Origin of the sequence: Pseudomonas alliivorans, from assembly GCF_017826695.1 — a bacterium.
GTDB classification, from domain to species: domain Bacteria; phylum Pseudomonadota; class Gammaproteobacteria; order Pseudomonadales; family Pseudomonadaceae; genus Aquipseudomonas; species Aquipseudomonas alliivorans.
This window is the reverse complement of the sequence record NZ_JAFFZW010000015.1, coordinates 51,182-73,429: the sequence shown is the minus strand read 5'-3', so window position 1 is coordinate 73,429 and position 22,248 is coordinate 51,182. Positions and strand designations below refer to the sequence as shown.

The 22,248-nt window shown below is 60.4% G+C and carries 20 protein-coding genes; 8 read left to right on the top strand and 12 right to left on the bottom strand.

Going from position 1 to position 22,248, the window contains the following annotated elements:
* Nucleotides 1–264: 264 nt before the first annotated feature.
* From fecA to JTJ32_RS25385, 3 genes are all read right to left on the bottom strand, one after another.
* Nucleotides 265–2,613 carry a TonB-dependent Fe(3+) dicitrate receptor FecA gene (gene fecA / locus JTJ32_RS25395; RefSeq protein ID WP_210043679.1) on the bottom strand — a complete coding sequence of 783 codons (2,349 nt, stop codon included), beginning with the start codon at nt 2,611–2,613 and terminating at the stop codon, nt 265–267.
* Between the two features lie 179 nt (nt 2,614–2,792).
* A complete protein-coding gene (locus JTJ32_RS25390) occupies nt 2,793–3,770 on the bottom strand; it encodes a FecR domain-containing protein (RefSeq protein WP_210043678.1) in 978 nt (325 codons plus the stop codon).
* A complete protein-coding gene (locus JTJ32_RS25385) occupies nt 3,767–4,270 on the bottom strand; it encodes a sigma-70 family RNA polymerase sigma factor (RefSeq protein ID WP_099226885.1) in 504 nt (167 codons plus the stop codon). The genes JTJ32_RS25390 and JTJ32_RS25385 overlap by 4 nt, the downstream gene beginning before the upstream one ends.
* A 174-nt stretch (nt 4,271–4,444) precedes the next feature.
* Here JTJ32_RS25385 and JTJ32_RS25380 point away from each other — a divergent pair, with 174 nt between their 5' ends.
* Genes JTJ32_RS25380 through JTJ32_RS25370 form a run of 3 tightly spaced genes read left to right on the top strand, consistent with a single transcriptional unit; the run spans nt 4,445 to nt 6,686 of the window.
* Nucleotides 4,445–4,786: a DUF3649 domain-containing protein gene (locus tag JTJ32_RS25380; RefSeq protein WP_210043677.1), complete on the top strand. Its 342-nt coding sequence runs from the start codon at nt 4,445–4,447 to the stop codon at nt 4,784–4,786.
* 20 nt (nt 4,787–4,806) lie between these two features.
* A complete protein-coding gene (locus JTJ32_RS25375; RefSeq protein ID WP_210043687.1) occupies nt 4,807–6,357 on the top strand; it encodes a PepSY-associated TM helix domain-containing protein in 1,551 nt (516 codons plus the stop codon).
* Nucleotides 6,357–6,686: a DUF3325 domain-containing protein gene (locus JTJ32_RS25370; RefSeq protein WP_210043676.1), complete on the top strand. Its 330-nt coding sequence runs from the start codon at nt 6,357–6,359 to the stop codon at nt 6,684–6,686. The genes JTJ32_RS25375 and JTJ32_RS25370 overlap by 1 nt, the downstream gene beginning before the upstream one ends.
* Here JTJ32_RS25370 and JTJ32_RS25365 read toward each other — a convergent pair.
* Entirely contained in the window at nt 6,683–7,561 is an 879-nt protein-coding gene (locus JTJ32_RS25365; protein WP_210043675.1) for a helix-turn-helix domain-containing protein, read from the bottom strand. The two genes, JTJ32_RS25370 and JTJ32_RS25365, sit on opposite strands and share 4 nt — an antisense overlap.
* A 135-nt stretch (nt 7,562–7,696) precedes the next feature.
* Between JTJ32_RS25365 and JTJ32_RS25360 the strand changes: the two genes are divergently transcribed.
* Nucleotides 7,697–8,599: a DMT family transporter gene (locus JTJ32_RS25360; protein ID WP_099226880.1), complete on the top strand. Its 903-nt coding sequence runs from the start codon at nt 7,697–7,699 to the stop codon at nt 8,597–8,599.
* Between the two features lie 170 nt (nt 8,600–8,769).
* Here the strand turns inward: JTJ32_RS25360 and JTJ32_RS25355 are convergent, their stop codons facing one another.
* A complete protein-coding gene (locus JTJ32_RS25355) occupies nt 8,770–9,744 on the bottom strand; it encodes a 2-hydroxyacid dehydrogenase (protein ID WP_210043674.1) in 975 nt (324 codons plus the stop codon).
* A gap of 88 nt (nt 9,745–9,832) precedes the next feature.
* Entirely contained in the window at nt 9,833–10,780 is a 948-nt protein-coding gene (locus JTJ32_RS25350) for a LysR family transcriptional regulator (protein ID WP_099226878.1), read from the bottom strand.
* 198 nt (nt 10,781–10,978) lie between these two features.
* On the opposite strand from JTJ32_RS25350, the gene JTJ32_RS25345 reads away from it, so the two are divergent.
* From JTJ32_RS25345 to JTJ32_RS25330, 4 genes are read left to right on the top strand one after another with little or no spacing between them, the layout of a single operon-like run.
* Nucleotides 10,979–12,469: an efflux transporter outer membrane subunit gene (locus JTJ32_RS25345; protein WP_210043672.1), complete on the top strand. Its 1,491-nt coding sequence runs from the start codon at nt 10,979–10,981 to the stop codon at nt 12,467–12,469.
* A gap of 1 nt (nt 12,470) precedes the next feature.
* The gene (locus JTJ32_RS25340) at nt 12,471–14,657 is read left to right on the top strand and encodes an FUSC family protein (RefSeq protein ID WP_210043670.1); all 2,187 of its coding nucleotides are present in this window, start codon (nt 12,471–12,473) and stop codon (nt 14,655–14,657) included.
* Nucleotides 14,647–14,847, top strand: a complete 201-nt coding sequence (locus JTJ32_RS25335; RefSeq protein ID WP_099226875.1) for a DUF1656 domain-containing protein — start codon at nt 14,647–14,649, stop codon at nt 14,845–14,847. The genes JTJ32_RS25340 and JTJ32_RS25335 overlap by 11 nt, the downstream gene beginning before the upstream one ends.
* 22 nt (nt 14,848–14,869) lie before the next feature.
* On the top strand, nt 14,870–15,724 hold the full coding sequence (locus tag JTJ32_RS25330) for an efflux RND transporter periplasmic adaptor subunit (protein WP_210043668.1): 855 nt from the start codon (nt 14,870–14,872) through the stop codon (nt 15,722–15,724).
* A 17-nt stretch (nt 15,725–15,741) separates the two neighbouring features.
* Here JTJ32_RS25330 and JTJ32_RS25325 read toward each other — a convergent pair whose 3' ends face one another.
* The 6 genes from JTJ32_RS25325 to JTJ32_RS25300 form a co-directional block, all read right to left on the bottom strand.
* Nucleotides 15,742–16,560 (bottom strand): SDR family oxidoreductase, encoded by an 819-nt coding sequence (locus tag JTJ32_RS25325; RefSeq protein ID WP_210043666.1) that lies wholly within the window; start codon nt 16,558–16,560, stop codon nt 15,742–15,744.
* 17 nt (nt 16,561–16,577) lie between these two features.
* Entirely contained in the window at nt 16,578–17,042 is a 465-nt protein-coding gene (locus tag JTJ32_RS25320) for a multidrug transporter (RefSeq protein WP_099226872.1), read from the bottom strand.
* Between the two features lie 201 nt (nt 17,043–17,243).
* On the bottom strand, nt 17,244–18,548 hold the full coding sequence (locus JTJ32_RS25315; RefSeq protein ID WP_210043665.1) for a PI-PLC domain-containing protein: 1,305 nt from the start codon (nt 18,546–18,548) through the stop codon (nt 17,244–17,246).
* A 266-nt stretch (nt 18,549–18,814) separates the two neighbouring features.
* Nucleotides 18,815–20,266 carry a mannose-1-phosphate guanylyltransferase/mannose-6-phosphate isomerase gene (locus JTJ32_RS25310; protein ID WP_004886262.1) on the bottom strand — a complete coding sequence of 484 codons (1,452 nt, stop codon included), beginning with the start codon at nt 20,264–20,266 and terminating at the stop codon, nt 18,815–18,817.
* Nucleotides 20,267–20,382: 116 nt separating this feature from the next.
* Nucleotides 20,383–21,051, bottom strand: coding sequence for an alginate O-acetyltransferase AlgF (locus JTJ32_RS25305; protein ID WP_004886260.1), 669 nt, complete (start codon nt 21,049–21,051; stop codon nt 20,383–20,385).
* 12 nt (nt 21,052–21,063) lie between these two features.
* On the bottom strand, nt 21,064–22,239 hold the full coding sequence (locus JTJ32_RS25300) for an alginate O-acetyltransferase (RefSeq protein WP_210043664.1): 1,176 nt from the start codon (nt 22,237–22,239) through the stop codon (nt 21,064–21,066).
* Nucleotides 22,240–22,248 lie beyond the last annotated feature (9 nt).

The window sequence follows — 22,248 nt, the reverse complement described above, 5'->3', positions numbered from 1 at the left end:
AGAAATATTTCGCAGTAGAAAAAAACAGGAATTGTTTGAACGAAAATTCCGCACAGGGATGCTCTGGATTTCCTACCGGCTTGTCTGTAACGGGAATGAAGTCGGGATACTGACCGGTGATCGAATGGGATGATCGTTCCCACGATCCGGCGTGGTAACGCCGCTCAGGAGGCTCTCGAATGTGACGCAGAGCGTCACGGGATGCATGCCCACGCAGAGCATGGGCACGATCGGTCAGTGAGCAATCACATCAGAAAAATTGCATCAAAAGGCAACCGAGGTCTGCACGTACAGCGTGCGCGGCTCACCCACGTATTTGCCGCGGTTGTTGTCGTCGAAGGAGCGTGTGTAGTACTGGCGGTTGAAAATGTTCTTCACACCGACTGCCACGTTCAGGTCGGACAACTGAGGGCCGAAGTCGTAGCCGGCGCGGGTGCTGAACAGCATGTAGCCGGGAATGCGTCCGGTGCTGCCGTCGGCGCTTTCGGCCGAGGTGTTGGCGTTGTCGGCGAACTGGTCACTCTGGAACGAGCTGTCCAGGTTCAGCTTCCACGGGCCTTCGGTGTAGCTGACGCCCATCGTGCCTTTGTGTTTCGAGGAGAACGGCACACGGTTGCCTTTGTTCGGGCCGTCCTCGCGGATTGTGGCGTCAACGAACGCATAGGTCGCGTATACGTCGTAACCCGCCAGTGCCGGGCTCAGACCTTCCAGCGCATAGTTGATGCTGGTCTCGATGCCCTGATGGCGTGTCTCGCCGCGGGCTATGACGGTGTCGTTGGTCTGGTTGCTGTCGTACTGGTTGTCGAAATTGATCAGAAACGCCCCAATCTCGGCGCGCAGATTGCCATTGTCGTAGCGCGTGCCCAGCTCCCAGGTCCGGGCCTTCTCCGGCTTCACTTCGCCACCGGTCACACGGTTGGGCATCTGGCTGTACTGCACACTGCCAAACGAGCCTTCGGTGTTGGCGTACAGGTTCCAGGTATCAGTCAGGTGATAAAGCACGTTCAACGCAGGCAGCGCAGTGTTGTAGTCGCCCTGGTATTTGACGTTGCTCAGGTTGTTGTTTTGCGCAGTGTCGATCATCTCGTAGCGAATGCCAGGCGTGATGGTCCACTTGCCGATGTCGATCCGGTCATCGATGTAGAACGCATGAGCCTCGGTCGATCCACGGGTATCGCGGTCGTTGCGGCTGGCGGTAGTTGGCAGTTGGCCGGTCACCGGCTCGCGGTAGCGCAGTTCATGGCCGGCTTCGTTCACGTAGCGATACCCGACGCCCACTTCGTGCCAGGTTTCACCCAAGGCAAAACCTTGTGAGAAACGCGTTTCCAGACCGCGTACCCAGTATTCGCGCGGCGACAGGGACACGAAACTGCCCTGGTCCAGGTAACCGCTGCGCAGGGTTTTGGTGAAGAAGGTGTTGGCGGTGAAGACGCGGGCGTCCTGCTCGTAGCGATAGCCGAAATTGAACAGGGTGCGACGGCCCCAGAACTTGTCCTTCAGACGAGTCGACTGGTATGGATCGGCATCGTAGTCCGCGACGCTCAGGCCACCGGGCATTTCGGCTTCGCCGTCGTAGTACTGGGCCATGGCGTTGAGGCTGTTGGCGTCGTCGATCTGGTATTTGCCCTTGAGGATCAGGTCATCGATCTGCGTGTCACTGTGCTCGCGCCAGTCGCCGCCACGCACGCCGGAATACAGAATCGCGCCGCCCAAGCCATTGTCAGCGGTGCCGCCTGCGAGCAGGTTGCCGGTGGTCTTGAAGCCGTCATGGCTGGAAGACGGGCTGGTTTCGGTCTGGATACCGCCTTTGAGTGTCGGCTCGTCGGGGATGGCGCGGGTCACGAAGTTGACGATACCGCCAACGTTCTGTGGGCCATAACGCACTGCGCCGCCGCCACGCACCACGTCCACGGCGTCCATGTTGCCCATGCTGATGGGGGCAAACGACAGCTGCGGTTGACCATAAGGTGCGAACGGCACCGGGATGCCATCCATCAACACGGTAGAGCGCGACGCCAGACGCGGGTTCAGGCCGCGAATGCCGAAGTTCAGCGCCATGTCGTGGCTGCCAGTACCGTTGTTGTCCGGGGCATTCACGCCGGGGATACGGTTCAGCACATCACGCGCGGAGGTCGCGCCGACACGCTCGAATTCTTCGCGGCGAATCACGTCGCGTGCGCCAGGGTGTTCGAACACGTTGGTCTGCTGCGCCTCGCCCAGCCAGTCACCGACGACCGTTGAAACACCCAGTTCGATGGGGGCGCCAGCGACACTGGCCGATTGCACGGTAAAGCCGTTATTGCCATCGGCCACGGCTTGCAGGCCTGTGCCTTCGAGCAGTGCTGCAAGACCTTGCTCGGGCGTGTATTGACCTTCGAGGCCACGGCTTTTCAGACCGCTGGTGATCTGCGAACCATAGGAAATCAGCACGCCTGATTCCCGACCAAATTGGCTCAACGCCGTTTCCAGCTCGCTAGGTGCGATGTGGTAAACCTTGGGTGCTGCCTCTGCTGCGTAGGCCATCGACAGGCCGCCCACCGAAAGGCTGGCGCCGAAAATGACATGGCGCAACGTGCGCACCAACGGAGAGAGTTGGGTAGGGCGGGCTGACATGCGGGAGTCCTCGACCGGAGATTGAATGCTTTCCCTGTATGTCACGCGAGGACCCGGAAACGGCTCACGTATTTTTAAATATTTTTAGGGCGCATCGGTGTCGAGGCGCACTGGTGCAGAACGATGAGCGCGCTGAAGCGTGGGAACGATGGGTATGGGCTGATCATGCGCTCAGGGATTCAAACCCGCGCCTGCACGTTTATCCAGTACCGGGTGAAGCGTTGCACGCGCACGGGCAGGGCGAGCTCCAGCATGTCGAGGATGCGTTCGCTGTCAGCCAGCGGGTAGCTGCCGGAGATCAACAGGTTGGCCACTTTCGCATCGCAGTTCAGACGGCCGCGACGGTAACGCCCCAGCTCATCAAGAAAATCGGTCAGCTTCATGCGTGATGCGACCAGCATGCCGTCCGCCCAGGCGCCGCTGGTGGCATCCACAGGTCGGACACTGTCCCAGGCGTTGCGGCTGAACGTTATCTGCTGCTGCGCCTGCAAGGTCAACCCCGAACCTGCGTGCTCATCGGGCGTCAGTTCGACCGCTCCGGCGAACACCGCCAGTTGCGTGCGCCCATTGAGCTGACGAAGGTTGAAACGACTGTCGCCGGTCACTACCTTCACGGAGCCCTCTGCGGTCAGCAGGTTCAGCGGCCGGGTATCGGCTGAGGCAGTCATCAGCATTTCTCCCGACAACAGCCGAATCAGTCGCTGCCGTGCATCGAACTTCACATCCACGGCGCTGGCGGTGTTCAGTTGAATCTGGCTGCCGTCGCTCAAGGCCACCTTGCGCTGTTCACCCACGCCGCTGTTGTAGTCGGCCAGCAAGGGTTGCAGCGCGATCTGATCACGCAGGCTCCAGCCCGCGACTGAACCCGCGCCCAGCAGCAACAGCAATTTGAGGGCATGACGTCGGCTGCCGGACTTCGGTGCACCCAGCGCCGCGTGTGCGAGTGGCGATGACAGGCCGCCCAGGCGTTGATTGACCCGCTGGATGTGCGCCCATGCGCGTTGATGCTCGACGTTGCCGTTAAGCCACAGCTGCCAGGCCTTCTGGCGACCTGCAGTCAGCGAACCTTCCTGCATTTCCAGCAGCCAGCCGACCGCCTGTTGCGCGACCGCAGGCGAAATGTCGGACTTGTTCAAGGATTCGCTGTTCAGGTTCATAGGGCGAAGTAGCAGCGCAGGGCGGCCTTGTTCAGGTGGCGTTTGACCGTTGCGATGGAAATGTTCAGCGCGCTGGCGATTTCGCCATGGCTCAGGCCGTCCACCTGCGACATCAGGAATGCGCTCTTCACCGGGCCAGGAAGGCCATCCAGCAATTGATCCAGTTCCACCAGCGTTTCGAGAATGATCGCCCGCTCTTCTTCCGACGGCGCCACGCTCTCGGGCAGTTCGGTCAGCGCCTGATAATAGGCGCGTTCCAGATCCTGACGTCGGTAGTGATTACACAGCACGCGTCGGGCGATGGTGGTCAGGAAGGCGCGCGGCTCGACGATCTGTTGCGTGTCGCGCGCGCCCAGTACCTTGATGAATGTGTCCTGCGCCAGATCCGCCGCGCTGTGGGGACAGCCGAGCCTGCGCCGCAACCAGCCCGTCAGCCAGGCGTTATGCGCCCGAAACAGGCCGTCGACGGTGTGAGTGATAGCAGGGTGGGCGCTGTGCATCACGAAAGCAATCCAGAGGATTCATGGGTGGCGTGGATTCTGTCAGACTCTTTTGCGTATGAGAATATTTATCATTAATATTGCGCTTCATTCGTCGGTTTGACGGCGAATCAAGACCCGGCTGGCGTCATGACCCGCTTCCCGCCGTTTAATGTACCGAACGAAGACGCTCCAATGGATGGCTCATCTGCCGAAACCACTCCTGTGGTCAAGAAGCGAACCCCCAAGACCCAAGGCGTGACCATCGCCTATCGACTGGCCGTGACCTCGCGGGCGCTCGCTGCCATCTTTGCCGGTTACCTGCTGGCGTCGATCACCAGCATCTGCATTGCGCAATGGTTGCCGCTTCCCCGTGCCGAAGCGGTGGTGACGGCAATGATGCTGTCCTTCCTCGTCTATCTGGTCGCTGTACTCTGGTGTTTCGCCTGCCGGACAGCGTTGCAGGCCTGGGTCGGGGTGTTGGCGCCCTGCGCACTGCTCGGTGTGGCTTACGCCTGCGGCGGGTGGTTGTCATGAAAGAGGGTTTCCGCCAGGCGATGGCCTGGCTGCACACCTGGATCGGCCTGCTGTTCGGCTGGTTGTTGTTCGCGATTTTCCTGACCGGCACGCTTTCGTATTTCAAGGACGAGATCACCCAGTGGATGCAGCCGGAGATTCCCGCCCGCGCCCTTGATGCCAGCGCCAGCGTGCAGATGGCCCAGAACTATCTGCAAACCTACGCCGCCGGTGCAACGCGCTGGTTCATCAGCCTGCCTGATGAGCGCACGCCGGCGCTGTCGGTGGGCTGGCTGCCCGAGGGCAAGGCGGGTCAGCGCAACAATTTAGTGCGCAAGCTGCTCGACCCGCAGACCGGTGTCGAGGTGCAGGCGCGTGAGACGCGTGGCGGAGACTTCTTCTACCGCTTCCACTATCAGCTACAGATGCCCTATCCATGGGGCCGCTGGCTGGCGACCATCGCCGCGATGGTGATGTTCGTCGCGCTGATCACCGGCATCATCATTCACAAGAAAGTCTTCAAGGAATTCTTCACCTTCCGCCCCCGGAAGGGCCAGCGCTCCTGGCTCGATGGGCATAACGCACTGGGCATACTGGTGCTGCCGTTTCATCTGATGATCACCTACAGCAGTCTGGTGATCTTCATGTCGATGGTCATGCCGGCCAGCATCCTGACCGCCTACGGCAATGTTCAGGCGTTTTATAGCGAAGCGTTTCCCGCTTCTCGGGCCGTCAAGGCCGAAGGCAACCCCGCGCCTTTGATTGCGCTGGCGCCTCTGGTCAAGACGGCGACCGAGCGCTGGGAAAGCGGCCATGTCGGGCGGGTGATCGTGAATAACCCGGGCGATGCGGCAGCGTCGGTTCTGCTGACCCGCGATGACAAGGGCAGCATCGTCCTGGAGCGTGGTGGTGCGTTGACCTTCAACGGCGTCAGCGGCGAGTTGCAGGACGAAGTGCCGGAACGGCCAATGGCGCTGCAGGTTTCCGGCGCGATGTACGGGCTGCATGTCGGCCATTTTGCCGAGCCACTGTTGCGCTGGCTGTACTTCATTTTCGGCATCGCAGGCACTGCCATGATCGGCACGGGACTGGTGATGTGGCTGGGCAAGCGTCAACTCAAGCACGCCAGAAGCGGCGTGTTGCCGCTGGAACTGAGGCTGGTGGACGTGTTGAACATCGCCAGCATGTCCGGCCTGCTTATCGCTGTGGCTGCATTTTTCTGGGCCAACCGCGTGATACCGGCAGGATTGGCCGGGCGTGCGGATTGGGAAGTCAGTGTGTTTTTCAGTGTCTGGGGCGTGTCCGTGCTGCATGCGTTGGTACGTCGAGGGCGCAGCGCATGGCGTGAGCAGTTGTGGTTGGGTGCATTTCTGTTTACCGCACTGCCGCTGCTGGATCTGCTGACCAGCGGGCGCTATCTGATGGATTCGCTTGCGTCAGGTCACTGGGTGCTCGCAGCCTTTGACCTGACGGTGCTTGCGACCGGTCTGTTTCTGGGCTGGACGGCGACGAAATTCACGTCATCACCCGCCAGCAAGGCACTGCGTCCCGACAGCACTCCGCTGCAGGCCGGCCCGCAGGAGGCGAACTGATGCTGTTCGCGGCTTTGTTGTGCTATCTGGGCTTTGTGGCGCTCTGCCTGTCCATGCCGCGTCATTACGTTGAGCTGTGCAAGGGGCCGCTTACCGGGCGTCGTCGGCTGAACTTCAAACTCATCGGCTGGGGGGCGCTGCTGGTTTCGCCCTGGTCTGCGGTGAACGCCGACGGCTGGGCAATCGGCCTGGTGCAGTGGTTTGCGGTGTTGATGGCCAGCGCTGTGCTGCTGGTTTCGCTGATGCCCTTTCGGCCGCGCTGGGTATTGATGTTGTTCGGTTTCGCGCTGCTGCTCAGCCCGCTGGCCGCGCTCGATCAGATGTTCTAAATCGCCGTGAGGGCTACGCGGTATTCGCCGGGTGTCGCGCCCATGGTCTGACGGAACCGGTTGCTGAAGTGGCTGGCGCTGGAAAATCCGCAGGCCAGCGCAATATCGCCCAGCGGTTTGCCGGTGGTACGCAACAACCGACGAGCCTGTTCCAGGCGACGCGCCAACAGGTATTGATGAGGCGGCAGCCCGAAGCTTTCGCGAAACATGCGGGCGAAGTGATATTCCGACAACGCACATAAACCTGCCAATTGGCCCAGGCTCAGCGGATCCGCCAGATGCGTCTCGATGAAGTCCGCCAGTTGTCTTCGCACGTGTGGCGCAAGTCCGCCCTTCAAACGCAGGCCTTCACGCTGCCCGGTCTGGCTCAGCAGTGCATGACCGATCATCTCGTGCGCCAGACTGCTGGTCAGTAATCGCTCACCCGGCTCGGCCCAGTTCAGGCGGATCAAGTGCTGGAAGCGCTGCGTCTGTGAGGGATCGTCGAGAAAAGTGTTCTCTTGCAGCTGCATCTCGCGCGGCTCGCGATCCAGCAGCGTGACGCAACTGAGTGCGAACTGCTCCGGGCTGAAATACAAATGCGCCAGACGGATTTTACCGTTCACGATCCATGCAGATTCATGTCCGGCAGGCAGAATGCAGAGTTTTCCCGGTGAGCCTTTCTGGTCCGGCCTGTCACGCCGGAAGGTGCCGGTACCGTCTTCGATATAGCAGGAGAGCGTGTGGTGGGTGGGCGCGTGGTATTCCTGAGCGTCATGTCGGTTGTTCCACAGTGCTGCCACCAGACCATCGCCCAGCGTCGCGCTCTGCTCGAGGCAGGAGTGGGGCGAGCTGTTCAAGGCCTGGAAGACCTGAATGGATTCTATGGATGGCATGGCGATTCCTCTACGACGCCATCCTACCTGCGATAGGTCTCGCTGCCAGCACCCCGTCGATCAAATGCGCAAGATTGTGCAAGCGCGCATGGCGATGCGCGCAGCAGACTGATGGCTCATCAAGGAGTCTGCGTCATGAACATTTCGCTTTATCTGCTGACCGTACTGATCTGGGGCACGACCTGGATTGCGCTCAAGCTCCAGCTCGGCGAGGTCGCCATTCCTGTCTCGATCGTCTATCGCTTCGCGCTGGCTGCACTGGTGCTGTTCGCGATTCTGCTGATCACCCGGCGGCTGCAACCGGTCAATCGACGAGGTCAGTTGATCTGTCTGGCGCAGGGTATCTGTCTGTTCTGCGTCAACTTCATGTGTTTTCTGACTGCCAGCCAGTGGATCCCCAGTGGCTTGATCGCTGTCGTGTTCTCGACCGCAACCTTGTGGAATGCACTGAATGCGCGGGTATTTTTCCGCCAGAAGATCGCCAGCAATGTACTGACCGGCGGCGCCTTGGGTTTGCTGGGGTTGGGGTGCCTGTTCTGGCCTGAACTGTCCGGGCATGGTGCCAGTCATCAGACCCTGATCGGTCTGGGGTTGGCACTGCTCGGCACGCTGTGTTTTTCGGCGGGGAACCTGCTGTCGAGCATGCAGCAGAAAGCCGGGCTGCGTCCGCTGACCACCAATGCCTGGGGCATGTTCTATGGCGCGACGATTCTTGGCATGTACTGCCTGTTGAGCGGCACGCCATTCACGTTTGAATGGAATACCCGTTATGTGGGGTCCCTGTTGTATCTGGTCATTCCGGGCTCGGTCATAGGCTTCACCGCGTACCTGACACTGGTTGGCCGCATGGGGCCTGAGCGTGCGGCGTATTGCACCGTGCTGTTCCCGGTGGTGGCGCTGAACATCTCGGCATGGGTCGAGGGGTATCAGTGGACCTCGGCTGCGCTGATCGGGCTGGTACTGGTAATGGCGGGCAATGTGCTGGTGTTCAGGAAGGTGAAGCCAGTAATTGTGCCAGTGAGCGGGAAACTGGCTTGAGGCCAACGCGGATACAGCGCGACCCTGTCGCCTATGAAAACTGTGGAGGCGGGTTGCCGGCGACAGTGCAAGACCTGTCACTGACAAGTCGCCTGACGCCGCATCGGCCGGCAAGCCGCCCCTCGTTCGAACACAGTGCTTCTTTGAGCTGCGGGCCTGACTGATTTATCTCAACCCTTCCACACCTGCGGATTGACCAGATCCTTCGGACGTTCACCCAGCAGTGCGTTGCGCAGGTTGTGGTAGGCACGGTCGGCCATCGCCTGGCGGGTTTCGGTGGTAGCCGAGCCGATGTGGGGCAGGGTGACGGCGTTCTTGAGCTGGAACAGCGGCGATTCGCTCAGTGGTTCCTTTTCGTAGACATCAAGACCCGCGCCACGGATGGTGCCGTTCTGCAGGGCTTCGATCAACGCCGGTTCGTCGACGATCGGACCGCGTGCGATGTTGACCAGAATCGCGCTCGGCTTCATCAGGCTCAGCTCGCGGCGCGAGATCAGGTGGCGAGTCTTGTCGCTCAACGGCACCACCAGGCACACGAAATCGGATTCGGCCAGCAACTGGTCGAGGCTGCGGAACTGCGCACCCAGCTCCTGCTCCAGCTCGGTCTTGCGGCTGTTGCCGCTGTACAGGATCGGCATGTTGAAGCCCAGTCGGCCACGACGCGCAATGGCTGCGCCGATGTTGCCCATGCCCACGATACCCAGCGTCTTGCCATGCACATCGGTGCCGAAATGCGGCGCTTCGATGCTGCGTGTCCACTGGCCTGCCTTGGTCCAGGTATCCAGTTCAGCCACGCGGCGTGCGCTGCTCATGATCAGCGAAAAACCCAGGTCGGCGGTGCTCTCAGTCAGCACGTCCGGCGTGTTGGTCAACATGATGCCGCGCTCGCTCAGGTAGCCGACGTCGTAGTTGTCGTAACCCACCGAAATGCTTGATATCACCTCGAGACGGCTGGCGTTCGCCAACTGCTCTCGGCCCAGTTTGCGGCCGGCACCGATCATCCCGTGGGACTCGGGCAGGGCTTCTTCGAACTGGGCATTGAGGTCACCGCGTTTTGGGTCGGGCACGATCACGTTGAAGTCTTGCGACAGGCGCTCGGCCATTTCGGGGGACACACGGCTGAAGGCGAGTACGGTTTTTTTCATTGGGCAGTCACTCTTGAGCGGGTTGAATGAGTAGCACGCTAACATTCCTGCCCGCTTGATTGCAGCCGCTTTTTACAGTTGTACGACGTCAGGACATGCTCTTCAGGGCCTGCACGTGCAGATCTGCCTCGTCGGCCGCCAGAATCTCCGGCAGCGAGCCGCGCAGGTACTCGACCCAGGTCTTGATCTTGGCATCCAGGTACTGGCGCGAAGGGTAGATGGCGTACAGGTTCAGTTCCTGGGAGCGGTAGTCGGACATGATGCGCACCAGCGTACCGTTGCGCAGTCCTTCGATGGCCGAATAGATCGGCAGGATACCGACGCCCATGCCGCTGGAGATCGCGGTTTTCATGGCGTCCGCCGAATTGACCAGCAGCGGTGACGTGGTGATGGTGACCATCTCCTGGCCTTCCGGGCCGTCGAACAGCCATTTCTCCAGCGGAAACACCGGGCTCACCAGACGCAGGCAGGCGTGATTCAGCAGGTCCGCAGGCTTGTGCGCAGTGCCGAACGTCTTGATGTACTCCGGCGATGCACAGACGATGCTGTAAGTGATGCCCAGACGCTGAGACACGAAGCCCGAGTCCGGCAGTTCGCTGGCCAGCACGATCGACACGTCGTAACCGTCCTCCAGCAGATCAGGCACACGACTGGTCAGCGTCAGGTCGAACGACACGTCCGGGTGACTGCGCCGATAACGGGCAATGGCGTCGACCACATAATGCTGACCGACCCCCGGCATCGAATGCATCTTGAGCTGTCCGGCCGGACGCGCATGAGCGTCGCTGGCCTCGGCTTCGGCCTCTTCGACAGACATCAGGATCTGCTCACAACGCAGCAGGTAGCGCTTGCCGGCTTCAGTCAGCGCGATACGGCGCGTGGTGCGGTTGAGCAGGCGCGTCTGCAAGTGCGCCTCCAGGTTGGAGACGGCACGCGACACGTTGGCGGTGGTGGTGTCGAGCAACGCCGCTGCGGCGGTAAAGCTGCCCGCTTGCGCCACGCAACTGAAGGCACGCATGTTTTGCAGGGTGTCCATGGTTCTTCTCTGAAATGGAACAGCTTCAATAGACGGCAAATTGTGACATGAAGTAACAACAGCATGTCATCCATACCAACGGATTATCACCGTTTCGGTAATAAAGAATCACACATCTCCCCGCTTATCGCCATGTCGAGCGGCCCCTAGAATCGCCGCCATTCAAGGCGTTTCATTACCGGTCGGGAACTCGCAGCTGTGCCGCGTCGCATCATCAGAGGGCTCAAGCCCCTCGGTCTCATGGCTTTATCGTTCGTTATCAGCGGCTGCATTGGAAGCGGTGGAATCGGACCCAGGGACAGTCTGTTAGGCGCAGACAGCCTGGCCACCGACCATGCCATCCAGAACGCCGAACTCAGCGCACGCTGGCCGACCGGGCAATGGTGGCGCGTCTATAACGATCCGCAACTCAATCGCTGGATCGAACTGGCGATCCTCGGCAGCCCGAGCCTGGCCATGGCAGCAGCACGGGTCAGGGATGCCAGAGCGATGGCCGGGATGGCCGAATCCGCCGAATCGCTGCAGGTTCAGGGCACGACCAGTCTGGCGCGTCATGACTGGCCAAGCGATCAGTTTTATGGCCCCGGTGCGCTCGCCGATAGTCACACCTGGGACAACAATGCCTCGCTTGGTCTGAGTTATGCGCTGGACCTGTGGGGACGCGAGCGTAACGCCAGTGAACAGGCACTTGACCTAGCCCACATGAGTGCCGCCGAGCAGCGGCAGGCGCAGCTTGAACTGCAGGAAAACATCGTGCGCGCCTATATCCGGTTCTCCCTGAACTTTGCTCGTCTGGAGATCGCCGAAGCGACGCTGGCCCAGCAACAGCAGATGCTGGAGCTGGCGCAACGTCGGCTCAAGGGCGGCCTCGGCACCCACTTCGACGTCAGTCAGGCCGAGGCGCCGTTGCCGGAGATCCATCGGCAGATCGATGAACTCGAAGAAGCCATTGCGCTGGGGCGCAACCAGTTGGCGGCGCTGGCAGGCAAGGGGCCGGGCGAGGGCTCGACCTTGCAGCGTCCCCGCCTGGCATTGAATGCTGAACTGAAACTGCCGTCGGCATTGCCTGCGCAACTGCTGGGCCAGCGACCTGACGTGGTTGCCAGTCAGTGGCGTGTCGCCGCGCAGGCGCGGGGCATGGATGTGGCCCATGCCAATTTCTATCCCAACGTCGATCTGGTCGCCAGCCTGGGTTACATGGCCACGGGGGGCGGCATGCTGGAGTTTCTGACCGGCAGCAAGTTCAGCTACAGGGCGGGCCCTGCGCTCACGCTGCCGATCTTCGATGGCGGGCGTCTGCGCGCTGAGCTGGGACACGCGTCGGCCGGTTACGATCTGGCGGTCGCGCATTACAACCAGACGCTGGTCACGGCGCTGCAGGGTGTGTCGGATCAGTTGATTCGTCGCGCCTCGCTCGACAAGCAGCAGGTGTACGCGGCCGAATCGGTGGCGTCGGCGCGCAAGACCTATGACATCGCCCTGATTGCTTACCAGCGCGGTCTGACCGATTACCTGAATGTGCTCAACGCCCAGACCCTGCTGTTTCGTCAGCGACAGATTCAGCAGCAGGTCGAGGCTGCGCGCCTCACCGCCTATGCCGGGCTGGTGGTGGCGCTGGGTGGCGGGTTGTCGGCGGGAAACGATGTGCCTGCGGCTTTTGTTGACACGGGCAGGCAGGGTGGTCACTGACATGATTACCCTTGCTCATCGCGTCATCGCCTTGCCTTGGCGTCGCGAATTAAATAGCTGGGCACGCAGCGACGGCGTGACCTGGATCTACATCGGCAAGGTGCTGATCGCCGCATTCCTGACGTATTGGCTGGCGCTGCGTCTGGAGTTGCCGCAGCCACGCACGGCGATCATTACGGTGTTCATCGTGATGCAGCCGCAGAGCGGACAGGTGTTTGCCAAAAGCTTCTATCGGCTGCTGGGCACGCTGGCGGGCTCGGCCATGATGGTGCTGCTGATGGCGCTGTTCGCCCAGAATCCGCTGCCGTTCCTCGGCTGTCTGGCGCTGTGGGTCGGGTTCTGTTCGGCTGGCGCGGCGCGCTATCGCAACTTTCGCGCGTATGGTTTCGTGCTGGCCGGTTACACCGCAGCCATGATCGGACTGCCTGCGCTGGCGCACCCGGAGGGCGCGTTCATGGCCGCGGTATGGCGAGTGCTGGAAATCTCGCTGGGCATTCTCTGTGCCACAGCCGTCAGCGCAGTGATACTGCCGCAGAGTGCCAGCGCGGCGATACGCAACGCGCTCTATCAGCGGTTTGGTGTTTTTGCCCGCTTCGTGATTGACGGCCTGCGCGCAAGCCAGACGCAAGCCGCGTTCGAGACGGGCAATGTGCGGTTCGTTGCAGAGGCCATCGGCCTGGAAGGGCTGCGCAGCGTCACGGTGTTTGAAGACCCGCACATGCGCCGACGCAACGGACGGCTCAACCGCCTGAACAGCGAGTTCATGGCCGTCACCACGCGCTTCAATGCGCTGCATCAGTTGCTTGAGCGGCTACGTGCCGAGCGTTCGACTGCGGTGCTGAATCATGTCGAACCCGGCCTCGATCCGTTGAGCGCACTGCTCGATGCGTTTGCTGACAGGGCGCTGACCAGTCCCGACGCTGCGCGACTGGTCACGCATCTGGAAGCGCTCAAGGCGCAGTGGCCGGATACGGTCAGACGTCTGCGTGCCGCTTTTGAACGAACGGCTCCAGACGATGCTCAGTGGCTGGATTTCCATACGGCATTCGAGCTGCTGTATCGCCTTCTGAACGAGCTGCTCAGTTACGCCCAGACCCACGCATCGCTCGCCGATCATCAACATGTGCGTGAACAGTGGAACGAGCCTTTCGTGCCCCGCACGCACTGGATGACCGCAGCGGCTGCTGGTGTTCGTGCGACCTGCGTGGTTGCGCTCTTGAGCGCTTACTGGGTGGTGACCGCGTGGCCCAGCGGGGCAGTCATGACGCTGGCCTCGGCCGCAACCGTCGCGTTGTCTTCCACCACGCACAACCCCAGACGCATGTCGTTTCAGATGGCCTGCGGCACGCTGCTCGGCGCGCTGCTCGGGTTTGTCGAAACGTTTTTTCTGTTCCCGCAGGTCGATGGCTTTCCTTTGCTGTGCGCTTTGCTGGCACCGGTTTTCGTGCTGGGTGCCTTTCTCGGGTCCCGGCCGCAATGGACCGGGTACGGGCTGGGCCTGCTGATCTTTTTCAGCATCGGTTCGGTGCCGGACAACCTGACGGTCTATGACCCTTACACATTTATCAACGATTACATCGCCATGGTGATCGGCATGCTGTTCTGTGCCGCTGCAGGCGCAATCATTCTGCCGCCCAACAGCCGCTGGATGTGGCAGCGACTGGAGCAGGCATTGCGTGACCAGGTGGTGTTCGCGATCAGCGCGCCCCTGCAACGGCTGGGTTCGCGTTTCGAGAGTCAGACCCGTGACCTCATGCATCAGGCATATGGCCTGGCCATCGGCAGACCCGAGGTGCAGCGTGAATTGTTGCGCTGGATGTTCGTGGTGCTGGAAATCGGCCACGCGATCATCGAACTGCGTCGTGAGCAGGCGGTGCTGCCGATTCATCCAGGCTACGCCGAGTATCAACCCTGGCGCCTGTCGCTACGGGTGATGGGGCGGGCATTGGTTCGTCTGTTCATTCAGCCTGACGAGAGCAACCTGCAGCGCTGTCTGCTGGCGGTCGATCAGGCGCTTGATCGGGTTCGGGAAGCGGACGAGCCGTTTGCTCCGCATTTCGATACCTCGGTGCTGCGCCGGGTGAAAAGCTACCTGCACTTCATCCGCTCTTCCTTGCTGGACCCTCGATCGCCTTTGGCTGACGAAGGTCGTGCACCTCGCCTTTCTGGAGGGGTCCATGCCGCGTGAAATTGCTTTTCATGGTCTGTACATGCCGACCATGAGCCTGATGTTTCTGCTTGCAATGGCACTGGCCTGGGGGCTGGATCGCCTGTTGGCAGGGCTGGACCTGTATCGCCACTTCTGGCACCCGGCGTTGCTGCGTCTGAGCCTGTTCACCTGTCTGTTCGGCGCCCTGGCGCTGCCTCTTTATCGTTGATATCTGGTTCGGAAATCTCTGGATGAAAAAGTTTTTCAGCGTGATTGCCACGTTGCTGTTTCTGGCGCTGGCCCTGTGGATCGGACGCACTTTATGGGTCCAGTACATGGACACGCCCTGGACCCGCGACGGCCGTGTGCGGGCCGACATCATCAACGTGGCGGCGGACGTGTCCGGCACCGTGGTGGATGTGCCGGTGCACGACAACCAGCAGGTCAAACGCGGCGACCTGCTGATGCAGATCGATCCGGAGCACTACCGGATTGCTTTGAGACAGGCCCAGGCGTTGTTGGCCTCACGCAAGGCCACTTGGGAGATGCGCAAGCTCAACGCCAAACGCCGTGCGGACATGGACGAGCTGGTGATCTCGGCAGAAAACCGCGACGACGCGAGCACCATCGCGACCTCGGCGCTGGCGGACTACCAGTTGGCTCAGGCACAGCTGGAGGCGGCGGAACTGAACCTGTCGCGTACTCGCGTACTGGCTTCGGTGGACGGCTATGTGACCAACCTGAACGTGCACCGGGGCGACTACGCGCGAATCGGCGAGGCGAAGATGGCGGTGGTTGATATGAATTCGTTCTGGGTTTATGGCTTCTTCGAAGAAACCAAATTGCCGCATTTGAACGTGGGTGATCCGGCGGACATGCAATTGATGAGCGGCGAGGTAATCCAGGGGCATGTCGAAAGCATCGCTCGCGGCATCTATGACCGCGACAACCCCCAAAGCCGCGAACTGGTCGCCGACGTCAACCCGACCTTCAACTGGGTTCGCCTGGCGCAGCGCGTACCGGTGCGCATCCATCTGGATCGCGTGCCTGACGGGGTGTCGCTCTCAGCGGGGATGACGTGCACGGTGATTGTGACGCCGAGCTGATCAAGCCCGCATCGCGATCACAACGGCGTGTTCAACCCGAACCGCTTGCGCAGCCCGTTTTCGAGCAGTCCCTTGGGCAGCAGCCATGACATCAGAGGCAAGAGCCGCGAGCCGTTACCCAGACGCAGCAGGCGCGGCGGACTGGCTTGCTGGACGGCCTTGAGCAGATCGCGGGCGAAATCGGTGGCGGGGGTGGGGTTGTCCTGCGAGGCCCTGGCGCGGGCACGGATGCCTTCACGGATCGGCCACCAGGGCGATTGCTCGCTGATCAACTGCTCGGCCTCATGGCCGGCATTCTTCGCAAAGCTCGATGCAATTGCGCCTGGCTGAACCTCCATCACCTGCACGCCAAATGGCGCCAGTTCCAGACGCAGCGCATCGCTGAGTGCATGCACGGCCGCTTTCGAGGCGCAGTAGGCCCCCGCGAACGGCGTCACCAGTACACCGGAAACACTGCCGATGTTGACCACCAGCCCCTTGTTGCGGCGCAATGCCGGGAACAGCGCTTTCGTAACGCCAATCACCGAGAACACGTTGGTTTCGAATTGTCGTTGCAGCGCCTCGACGCCGCCGTCCAGCAGCGGCCCCATCGCGCCGTAGCCTGCGTTGTTGACCAGCACATCGAGCCCGCTGTGTTCCAGCCCAGCGGCGAGTTGTGCCAGCGCGATGCTGTCATTGACATCCAGTTGCACGGCAATGAAACCGGCCGCGCTGAGCGTTGCGACGTCTTCCTGCTTGCGCGCCGTGGCCCAGACTTCGTAACCCTCCGCCTTGAAGGCGTCGGCGAGTGCGCGACCTATTCCGCTTGAGCAGCCGGTGATGAGAGCGATGGGCATGTCGATGTCCTTAGGGATCAGTCCGAGAAACTGCCTTGCAGATGTTCTGCACGAAACTCCAGGGTTTGCGGGCGATAGCCGTTACGCAGAACGGGCACCGGCACGCAATCCTGCCAGTTGCCGTCGGCCTGCAACTCGCCGGGGCCGCGGTAGCGTGCCGACGTGTAGGTGTTGTCCGCCAGATTGACGGTGTCGCCAGGTGCATAGGCTGCAATCCGCCAGCGCAGTTCCAGCAGCGACGCTTTGTTGCGGTTGGTGATCGAGACGTGCAACGGACGATCCGTGGGGCATTGCTGCGGTGCATACACCAGCCGGATATCGAGTTGCTCCAGCTGACGTGTCTCGCGGCTGTCCTGCCAGATTACGATGGCAGCCACTATCCCCAGACCTACCGCTGCGGCGAGGGAAACAGGCAGGGCCTTGGCCGGATAGCGCAGCAGCAGGATGAGCCAGGTCAGAATTAAGAGGATGCCGATCAGCATGCAGCGGGTCTCCAGCGTGAGGCATTGCCGGACATCGTACAGAAAGCCGATAGAGGTTTGCCAATGCGTCGCCGTGTCTTTTCCCGTTATGTCTGGCAAGGCTTGAAGCGATCCTCCTGTTGCCTGCTGCAGGAAACAGGAGGAAAAGGCCGGGGATGCCTATCTTGCTCCTTGATTTCAAGTGTTGAGGGTGCGGTGACCTCAGGGGCCGATCATTCGCCACTTTTTATTCACGAAGGTAAAGGTCACGACGTCCCCCGTCCTGATAGTCATGGATTGCGCCGGATTATCGGTGTACTGAAGCATCAGTTCCGTTGAGTAGGTCGCCGTGCTGATTATCTGGAACGTTGCGTGTTCTGCGGCTGAGGGAGGCAATCTGAGAATTCGTGCCCAGTGCCCGTTGCTGAGCCTTGCAATCAGGTAACGAGCGGCAAAAGCCAGCGTGTAATCCTCTGATTGAGGGATATCAATGGTGCCACCCCAAACCATACTTTCCGCTCTGATTCGATTGGCATGGATACAGTTGTCCACGAGGCGCTGCCTCAGCGACCAGTCGGTATTGATGATATAAAACTTCTGAATGTAAGAGGCCTGGTCTCCCGAGAAGAACCACTCCCGAATCTTGTCGGAAAAATCATCGGGGGTATACAACGGGAACTTGTTGTATTTGGCACACTGGATGGACCATAGCTCATTCCGGGGTTTGGTCTGGTTCCCTATCCCGTCCATGAAACGCTTCAGTTCATCGGTGGAAGGTGTGTTGCTGCCTATCCATTTTTGTTTGACGCCGCCCCAGAAATCCGGGATGCGCCGATCGTCTTCGTAGGCGACCACGACACCCTTGTCGCCATAGTTCCAGATTTGTTCAATGGTCAGGTCACTCATCCATCTCGGAATCAAACTGGCGCCCAGGCGTGATTTGACGAGCGACTGAAGTTCCGAGTGAGCCGCGTCGTCGAAGTTCTTGAACTGGTGAAAGTCGAGAATGATGATTTCTTTTTTGGGATTACCGGTAGGGGCTTTGTGGTCGCGGAACATCCTGATGCCGTCAAGGATGTCGTAGCCAATGGTTCGGCCTGAATTCAGGCTATGGAAAATGGAGAAGCGATGGTCGTCCGTCGCATTGGGTTTGAATTCAACCCGCAGGTCCAGTACTCGAATGCCATTGATAAGTTGGTGAAACGGAGAAATGTCCTGGCAGGTCTCATAACTGTTTTGATAGGGCGCAGCCTTGTCCATGCCGGAGTCATGGGTGCCGGGCAGAATACAGTCCATGATTCGCAACGTGCGTCCCCCGATATAAGTCGTTTGCCAGGTGGACCGATGCTCGTTAGTGGGGGGTGAGCAAACACCACCGGAGACACTTCCAGACGGGCAGCCGCTTTGAATAGAACCGCCGTGTCGAGAGCCGCCCGCTTCGACATCGCCTGCATTAGCAGGATCTATCGGCGCTTTTGTCGACGCCGTGTCGTCCACATCGCTGTGTTTTCCATCTTTCGTGCTCATGGCTGCATCTTCCTTGATCCGGTAAGGGGGTACTAGGAGAGCAAAAAGAGGAAACGCACCGCTACTGTCAAAAACAATAGGGACTGGAGAGGCACGTTGACGAGTGGCGTGTTGAAACGAAGTGTCCGCTTTACAGGGTGACCGCGATGGATGACGCGTTCAGTGGCGGGACCGCGCGTAAAAAAGCCCCCGACAACGTTCTGCGGATGGGGGTCGCAGAACGTTGTCAGAGGCCGGTGTACTACCGTTTTTTTGCTAGCCGTTCATCAACGCGCAATCGTCTGCGTCTTCACACCGGCTTCCAGTGCGCCCGAGCGGCCGTAGACGTCTTCGAAGCGCTCGATGTCGTCTTCGCCCAGGTAGCTGCCCGATTGCACTTCGATGATTTCCAATGGAATCTTGCCCGGGTTTTTCAGGCGATGGACCGAAGCGATCGGGATGTAGGTGGACTGGTTTTCAGTGAGCAGGAATACGTTCTCGTCACAGGTCACCTGCGCAGTGCCGGATACCACGATCCAGTGCTCGGCGCGGTGGTGGTGCATCTGCAGCGACAGGCACGCGCCCGGCTTGACCGAGATGCGCTTGACCTGGAAGCGGCCGCCCATGTCCACGGAGTCATACGAACCCCACGGACGATACACTTCGAGGTGGTTCTGGGTTTCGGTGCGGCCCTGTTCGTTCAGGGTGTTGACCATCTGCTTGACGCCCTGAACCTTGTCCTTGTGGGCAATCATCATGGCGTCCTTGGTTTCGACGACCACGATGTTGTCCAGACCGATCACCGACACCAGCTTGCCGTTGCCGTGGATCATGCAGTTGCGGCTGTCCTGGATCACGACATCGCCTTTGGTGACGTTGCCGTTGGCATCCTTGGCATTCACTTCCCACAGCGACGACCAGCAGCCGACATCGCTCCAGCCTGCCGACAGCGGCACGACGCAGGCGCGCTGGGTTTTTTCCATGACGGCGTAGTCGATGGAGTTGTCCGGGCAGCAAGCGAAGGTGGAGGCGTCGATTTCAACGGCGTCGCCATCGTGAACGCTGCGCTCAAGGGTCAGCAGGCAGGTGTCGTAGATGTCCGGATCGTGCTTTTTCAGCTCTTCCAGGAAGCGGCTGGCGCGGAACAGGAACATGCCGCTGTTCCAGTAGTAACCGCCGGCTTCGACAAACTCGTTGGCGCGTTTTTCGTCAGGCTTTTCGACGAACTGCGACACGCGGCTCACGCCTTCCGGCAGCAGTGCGTCAGCGGTGGATTTGATGTAGCCGTAACCGGTTTCCGGTTTGTTGGCCGGTACGCCGAACAGCACCATTTCGCCACGCTCGGCGGCTACGGTTGCCAGTGCCAAAGCGCGTTGCAGCGCTTTCTGGTCTTCGATCACGTGGTCGGCCGGCAGCACCAGCATCAGACCGTCGTTACCTTCGTTGACCAGTTTCATGGCGGTCAGGGCCACGGCCGGCGCAGTGTTGCGACCGAACGGTTCCATGAGAATCGCCTGGGTTTCCAGTTTCAAGGCTGCGAGTTGCTCGCTGACGATGAAACGGTGTTCCTTGTTGCAGACCACGATCGGCTCCTGCATGCCGTCGAACACCAGACGTTGCAGCGTTTGCTGGAACAGGGTCTGGTCGCCGGTCAGTGCCAGGAACTGTTTGGGGAACTGCTTGCGCGAAAGCGGCCAGAGTCGTGAACCGCTACCACCTGACAAGATCACTGGAATCATTTTATTTCTCCAATAGCATTCAATATGGGCTGTACGTGCTGTCTGTCGTTTCTGTCTTTTTCTTGTTCCGCACCGGCCGGTTCAGGACTGCGCCATGAACCGGCCAGCTTTATCCTTTAGCGGGTTGCTACCGGTGGCTTGACCCACACTGGCGAGAGGCTGCTGCCACTGCCGGTGATGTACAGAACAGCGGCTTCGCCACGCTCCAGGGCCACAGGTTTCACATCGGTGACTTTCTTGTCGCCGTCGTACAGCGCCAGACTGACTTTGACCGGGTTGATTTCACGCTCGCCGGTGCCTTTGGCTGCCACAGCCTTGACCACATCGGTCTTGCCGTCGGCGGTTTTCAGAGTCAGTGCCTTGTCGCTGAGGTTCTGCACGCGAACCAGGGATTTCTGCTTGTTCTTGAACGGTGGTTCTTCGATCAGTTGCGGTTTGCCGCTGGCGTTGTTGACCAGGGTGTAATAGTGATCGCCTGCCAGTTTCACCGGCACGCTCTGGCTGCCCAGCTTGGCGGTGTAGTCGCCCTGTGGCATGAAGCTGAACGCGGTGCTGCCCAGTGGCGCGACTTCATTCATGTTGGTGTTGCCGACGCTGGCGCTGATTTCAGCGTTGCTGGCGTTGTAGACACGCACGAAGGTCGAGCCTTTCGGCGCGGTCGGGCCGTACAGGGCGGAGTCACCTGCGAAGGCTTGCAGGGACATCAGGCCCAGGCCTGCGGCCAGTGCGCAGGTTTTGAAGAAACGATTCTTGTTCGAACGGTTTGCAGTCGTGTGTTGGGTCATGAGTCAGTCCTCTCAGTTTTGCGCCCGGTTGGGCGACTCGGATGGGTTGGCGTTCAACGCCACGTTATCTTGGGTATTTCGCGATTTTTTCAGCTCGGCGATCCACTGCTGATCGAACTCGCCAAGGTCGTTGTGAGCCGGCAGGTAGCGCTCGGGAAATTCCCAGATGACCACTTGCGGCGGAGTGTTCTTGAAGGCGTCGGTCTGCAGGTACTTGAGCATCGGCAGAATCGGGCCATGGCCGTCTTCGGCGTAGTTGACGACGTCGCTGCGCAGGGCTTCTTTCAGCGCACCCACGAAGTTCCAGTTCGGGTTGGCGCTGTAGCTGGTGCCAACCAGACCGACCGGGATGTCGCTGTCTGCGAACAAGGCGTCGTCGCCGGCCGGTTCGCCCTGAACCGGATCGGTGCTGCGCTGTTGCAGCTCGTCAGGCTTGGGCAGCATGTTGCTGAACAGCGGATCCAGCGGCAGGAACGTGGTCAGGTCGCCCTTGTACTGCTCGCTGCCCTTGGCCTGGGTGACGAACTGCTCGGGCTCGCCTTCCAGTGGCGTCTTCTGGGCGATGGCTACACCCAATTGCTGTGCGGCCACTTCGGCACCCATCGGCGTCCAGTGCGTATCGGTGCGCAGGAAGACTTGGCCTTTCTGCTTGGCAGCCTGCAACGGTGCCAACAGATCCGGTGCGAAGATCCCGGCCTTGGCGACCTGCGCGTGGAACTGTTGATACAGATCGGTGTGCAGGCTGGCCGGCTTGTTGTCACCGATGTGTTCCGGGTACAGACGGGTTTTGGCCGGAACGATGGCCAGAACCAGTTTGGTGCCCTGTTTTTCCAGCGCGTCACGTACGCCCTGGATCAACGCCAGGTTGTCCGCTTCGTTCTGCTCGCCGTTGGCAACGGCATCGAACTCTTCATCGGTGTACAGCCACTGGTCCTTGCCGAGCACCACGCCCGGACGGCCTTCGTTGAACAGCTTGTAGTCCAGCGCCGCCCAGAGGTTGGTGCCCAGGCGCTTGATCGGAAACTCATCGTCGTAATGGGTTTCCGCCGCCTTGGTCCACTTGCCGTTGAGCACGGTGGTCTCGGCCGAAGTCGAGAACGTGCTGAAGCTGCGCAGCGACCAGGCGCCCAGGATCAGCAGCAGACCCAGGAAGATGGCGATGTAGAGGATTCGTAATGAACGGGTCATGTCAGGCTC

Excerpts from the sequence above, each read along its gene's own strand:
- JTJ32_RS25325 (WP_210043666.1), bottom strand. The coding sequence starts at position 16,560 with ATGCCCATCGCTCTCATCACCGGCTGCTCAAGCGGAATAGGTCGCGCA.
- JTJ32_RS25340 (WP_210043670.1), top strand. The coding sequence starts at position 12,471 with ATGATTACCCTTGCTCATCGCGTCATCGCCTTGCCTTGGCGTCGCGAA.
- JTJ32_RS25375 (WP_210043687.1), top strand. The coding sequence starts at position 4,807 with ATGGCCTGGCTGCACACCTGGATCGGCCTGCTGTTCGGCTGGTTGTTG.
- JTJ32_RS25385 (WP_099226885.1), bottom strand. The coding sequence starts at position 4,270 with ATGCACAGCGCCCACCCTGCTATCACTCACACCGTCGACGGCCTGTTT.
- JTJ32_RS25350 (WP_099226878.1), bottom strand. The coding sequence starts at position 10,780 with ATGGACACCCTGCAAAACATGCGTGCCTTCAGTTGCGTGGCGCAAGCG.
- JTJ32_RS25330 (WP_210043668.1), top strand. The coding sequence starts at position 14,870 with ATGAAAAAGTTTTTCAGCGTGATTGCCACGTTGCTGTTTCTGGCGCTG.
- JTJ32_RS25365 (WP_210043675.1), bottom strand. The coding sequence starts at position 7,561 with ATGCCATCCATAGAATCCATTCAGGTCTTCCAGGCCTTGAACAGCTCG.
- JTJ32_RS25335 (WP_099226875.1), top strand. The coding sequence starts at position 14,647 with ATGCCGCGTGAAATTGCTTTTCATGGTCTGTACATGCCGACCATGAGC.
- JTJ32_RS25320 (WP_099226872.1), bottom strand. The coding sequence starts at position 17,042 with ATGCTGATCGGCATCCTCTTAATTCTGACCTGGCTCATCCTGCTGCTG.
- JTJ32_RS25390 (WP_210043678.1), bottom strand. The coding sequence starts at position 3,770 with ATGAACCTGAACAGCGAATCCTTGAACAAGTCCGACATTTCGCCTGCG.
- JTJ32_RS25305 (WP_004886260.1), bottom strand. The coding sequence starts at position 21,051 with ATGACCCAACACACGACTGCAAACCGTTCGAACAAGAATCGTTTCTTC.
- JTJ32_RS25355 (WP_210043674.1), bottom strand. The coding sequence starts at position 9,744 with ATGAAAAAAACCGTACTCGCCTTCAGCCGTGTGTCCCCCGAAATGGCC.
- JTJ32_RS25360 (WP_099226880.1), top strand. The coding sequence starts at position 7,697 with ATGAACATTTCGCTTTATCTGCTGACCGTACTGATCTGGGGCACGACC.
- JTJ32_RS25370 (WP_210043676.1), top strand. The coding sequence starts at position 6,357 with ATGCTGTTCGCGGCTTTGTTGTGCTATCTGGGCTTTGTGGCGCTCTGC.
- fecA (WP_210043679.1), bottom strand. The coding sequence starts at position 2,613 with ATGTCAGCCCGCCCTACCCAACTCTCTCCGTTGGTGCGCACGTTGCGC.
- JTJ32_RS25380 (WP_210043677.1), top strand. The coding sequence starts at position 4,445 with ATGGATGGCTCATCTGCCGAAACCACTCCTGTGGTCAAGAAGCGAACC.
- JTJ32_RS25310 (WP_004886262.1), bottom strand. The coding sequence starts at position 20,266 with ATGATTCCAGTGATCTTGTCAGGTGGTAGCGGTTCACGACTCTGGCCG.
- JTJ32_RS25300 (WP_210043664.1), bottom strand. The coding sequence starts at position 22,239 with ATGACCCGTTCATTACGAATCCTCTACATCGCCATCTTCCTGGGTCTG.
- JTJ32_RS25315 (WP_210043665.1), bottom strand. The coding sequence starts at position 18,548 with ATGAGCACGAAAGATGGAAAACACAGCGATGTGGACGACACGGCGTCG.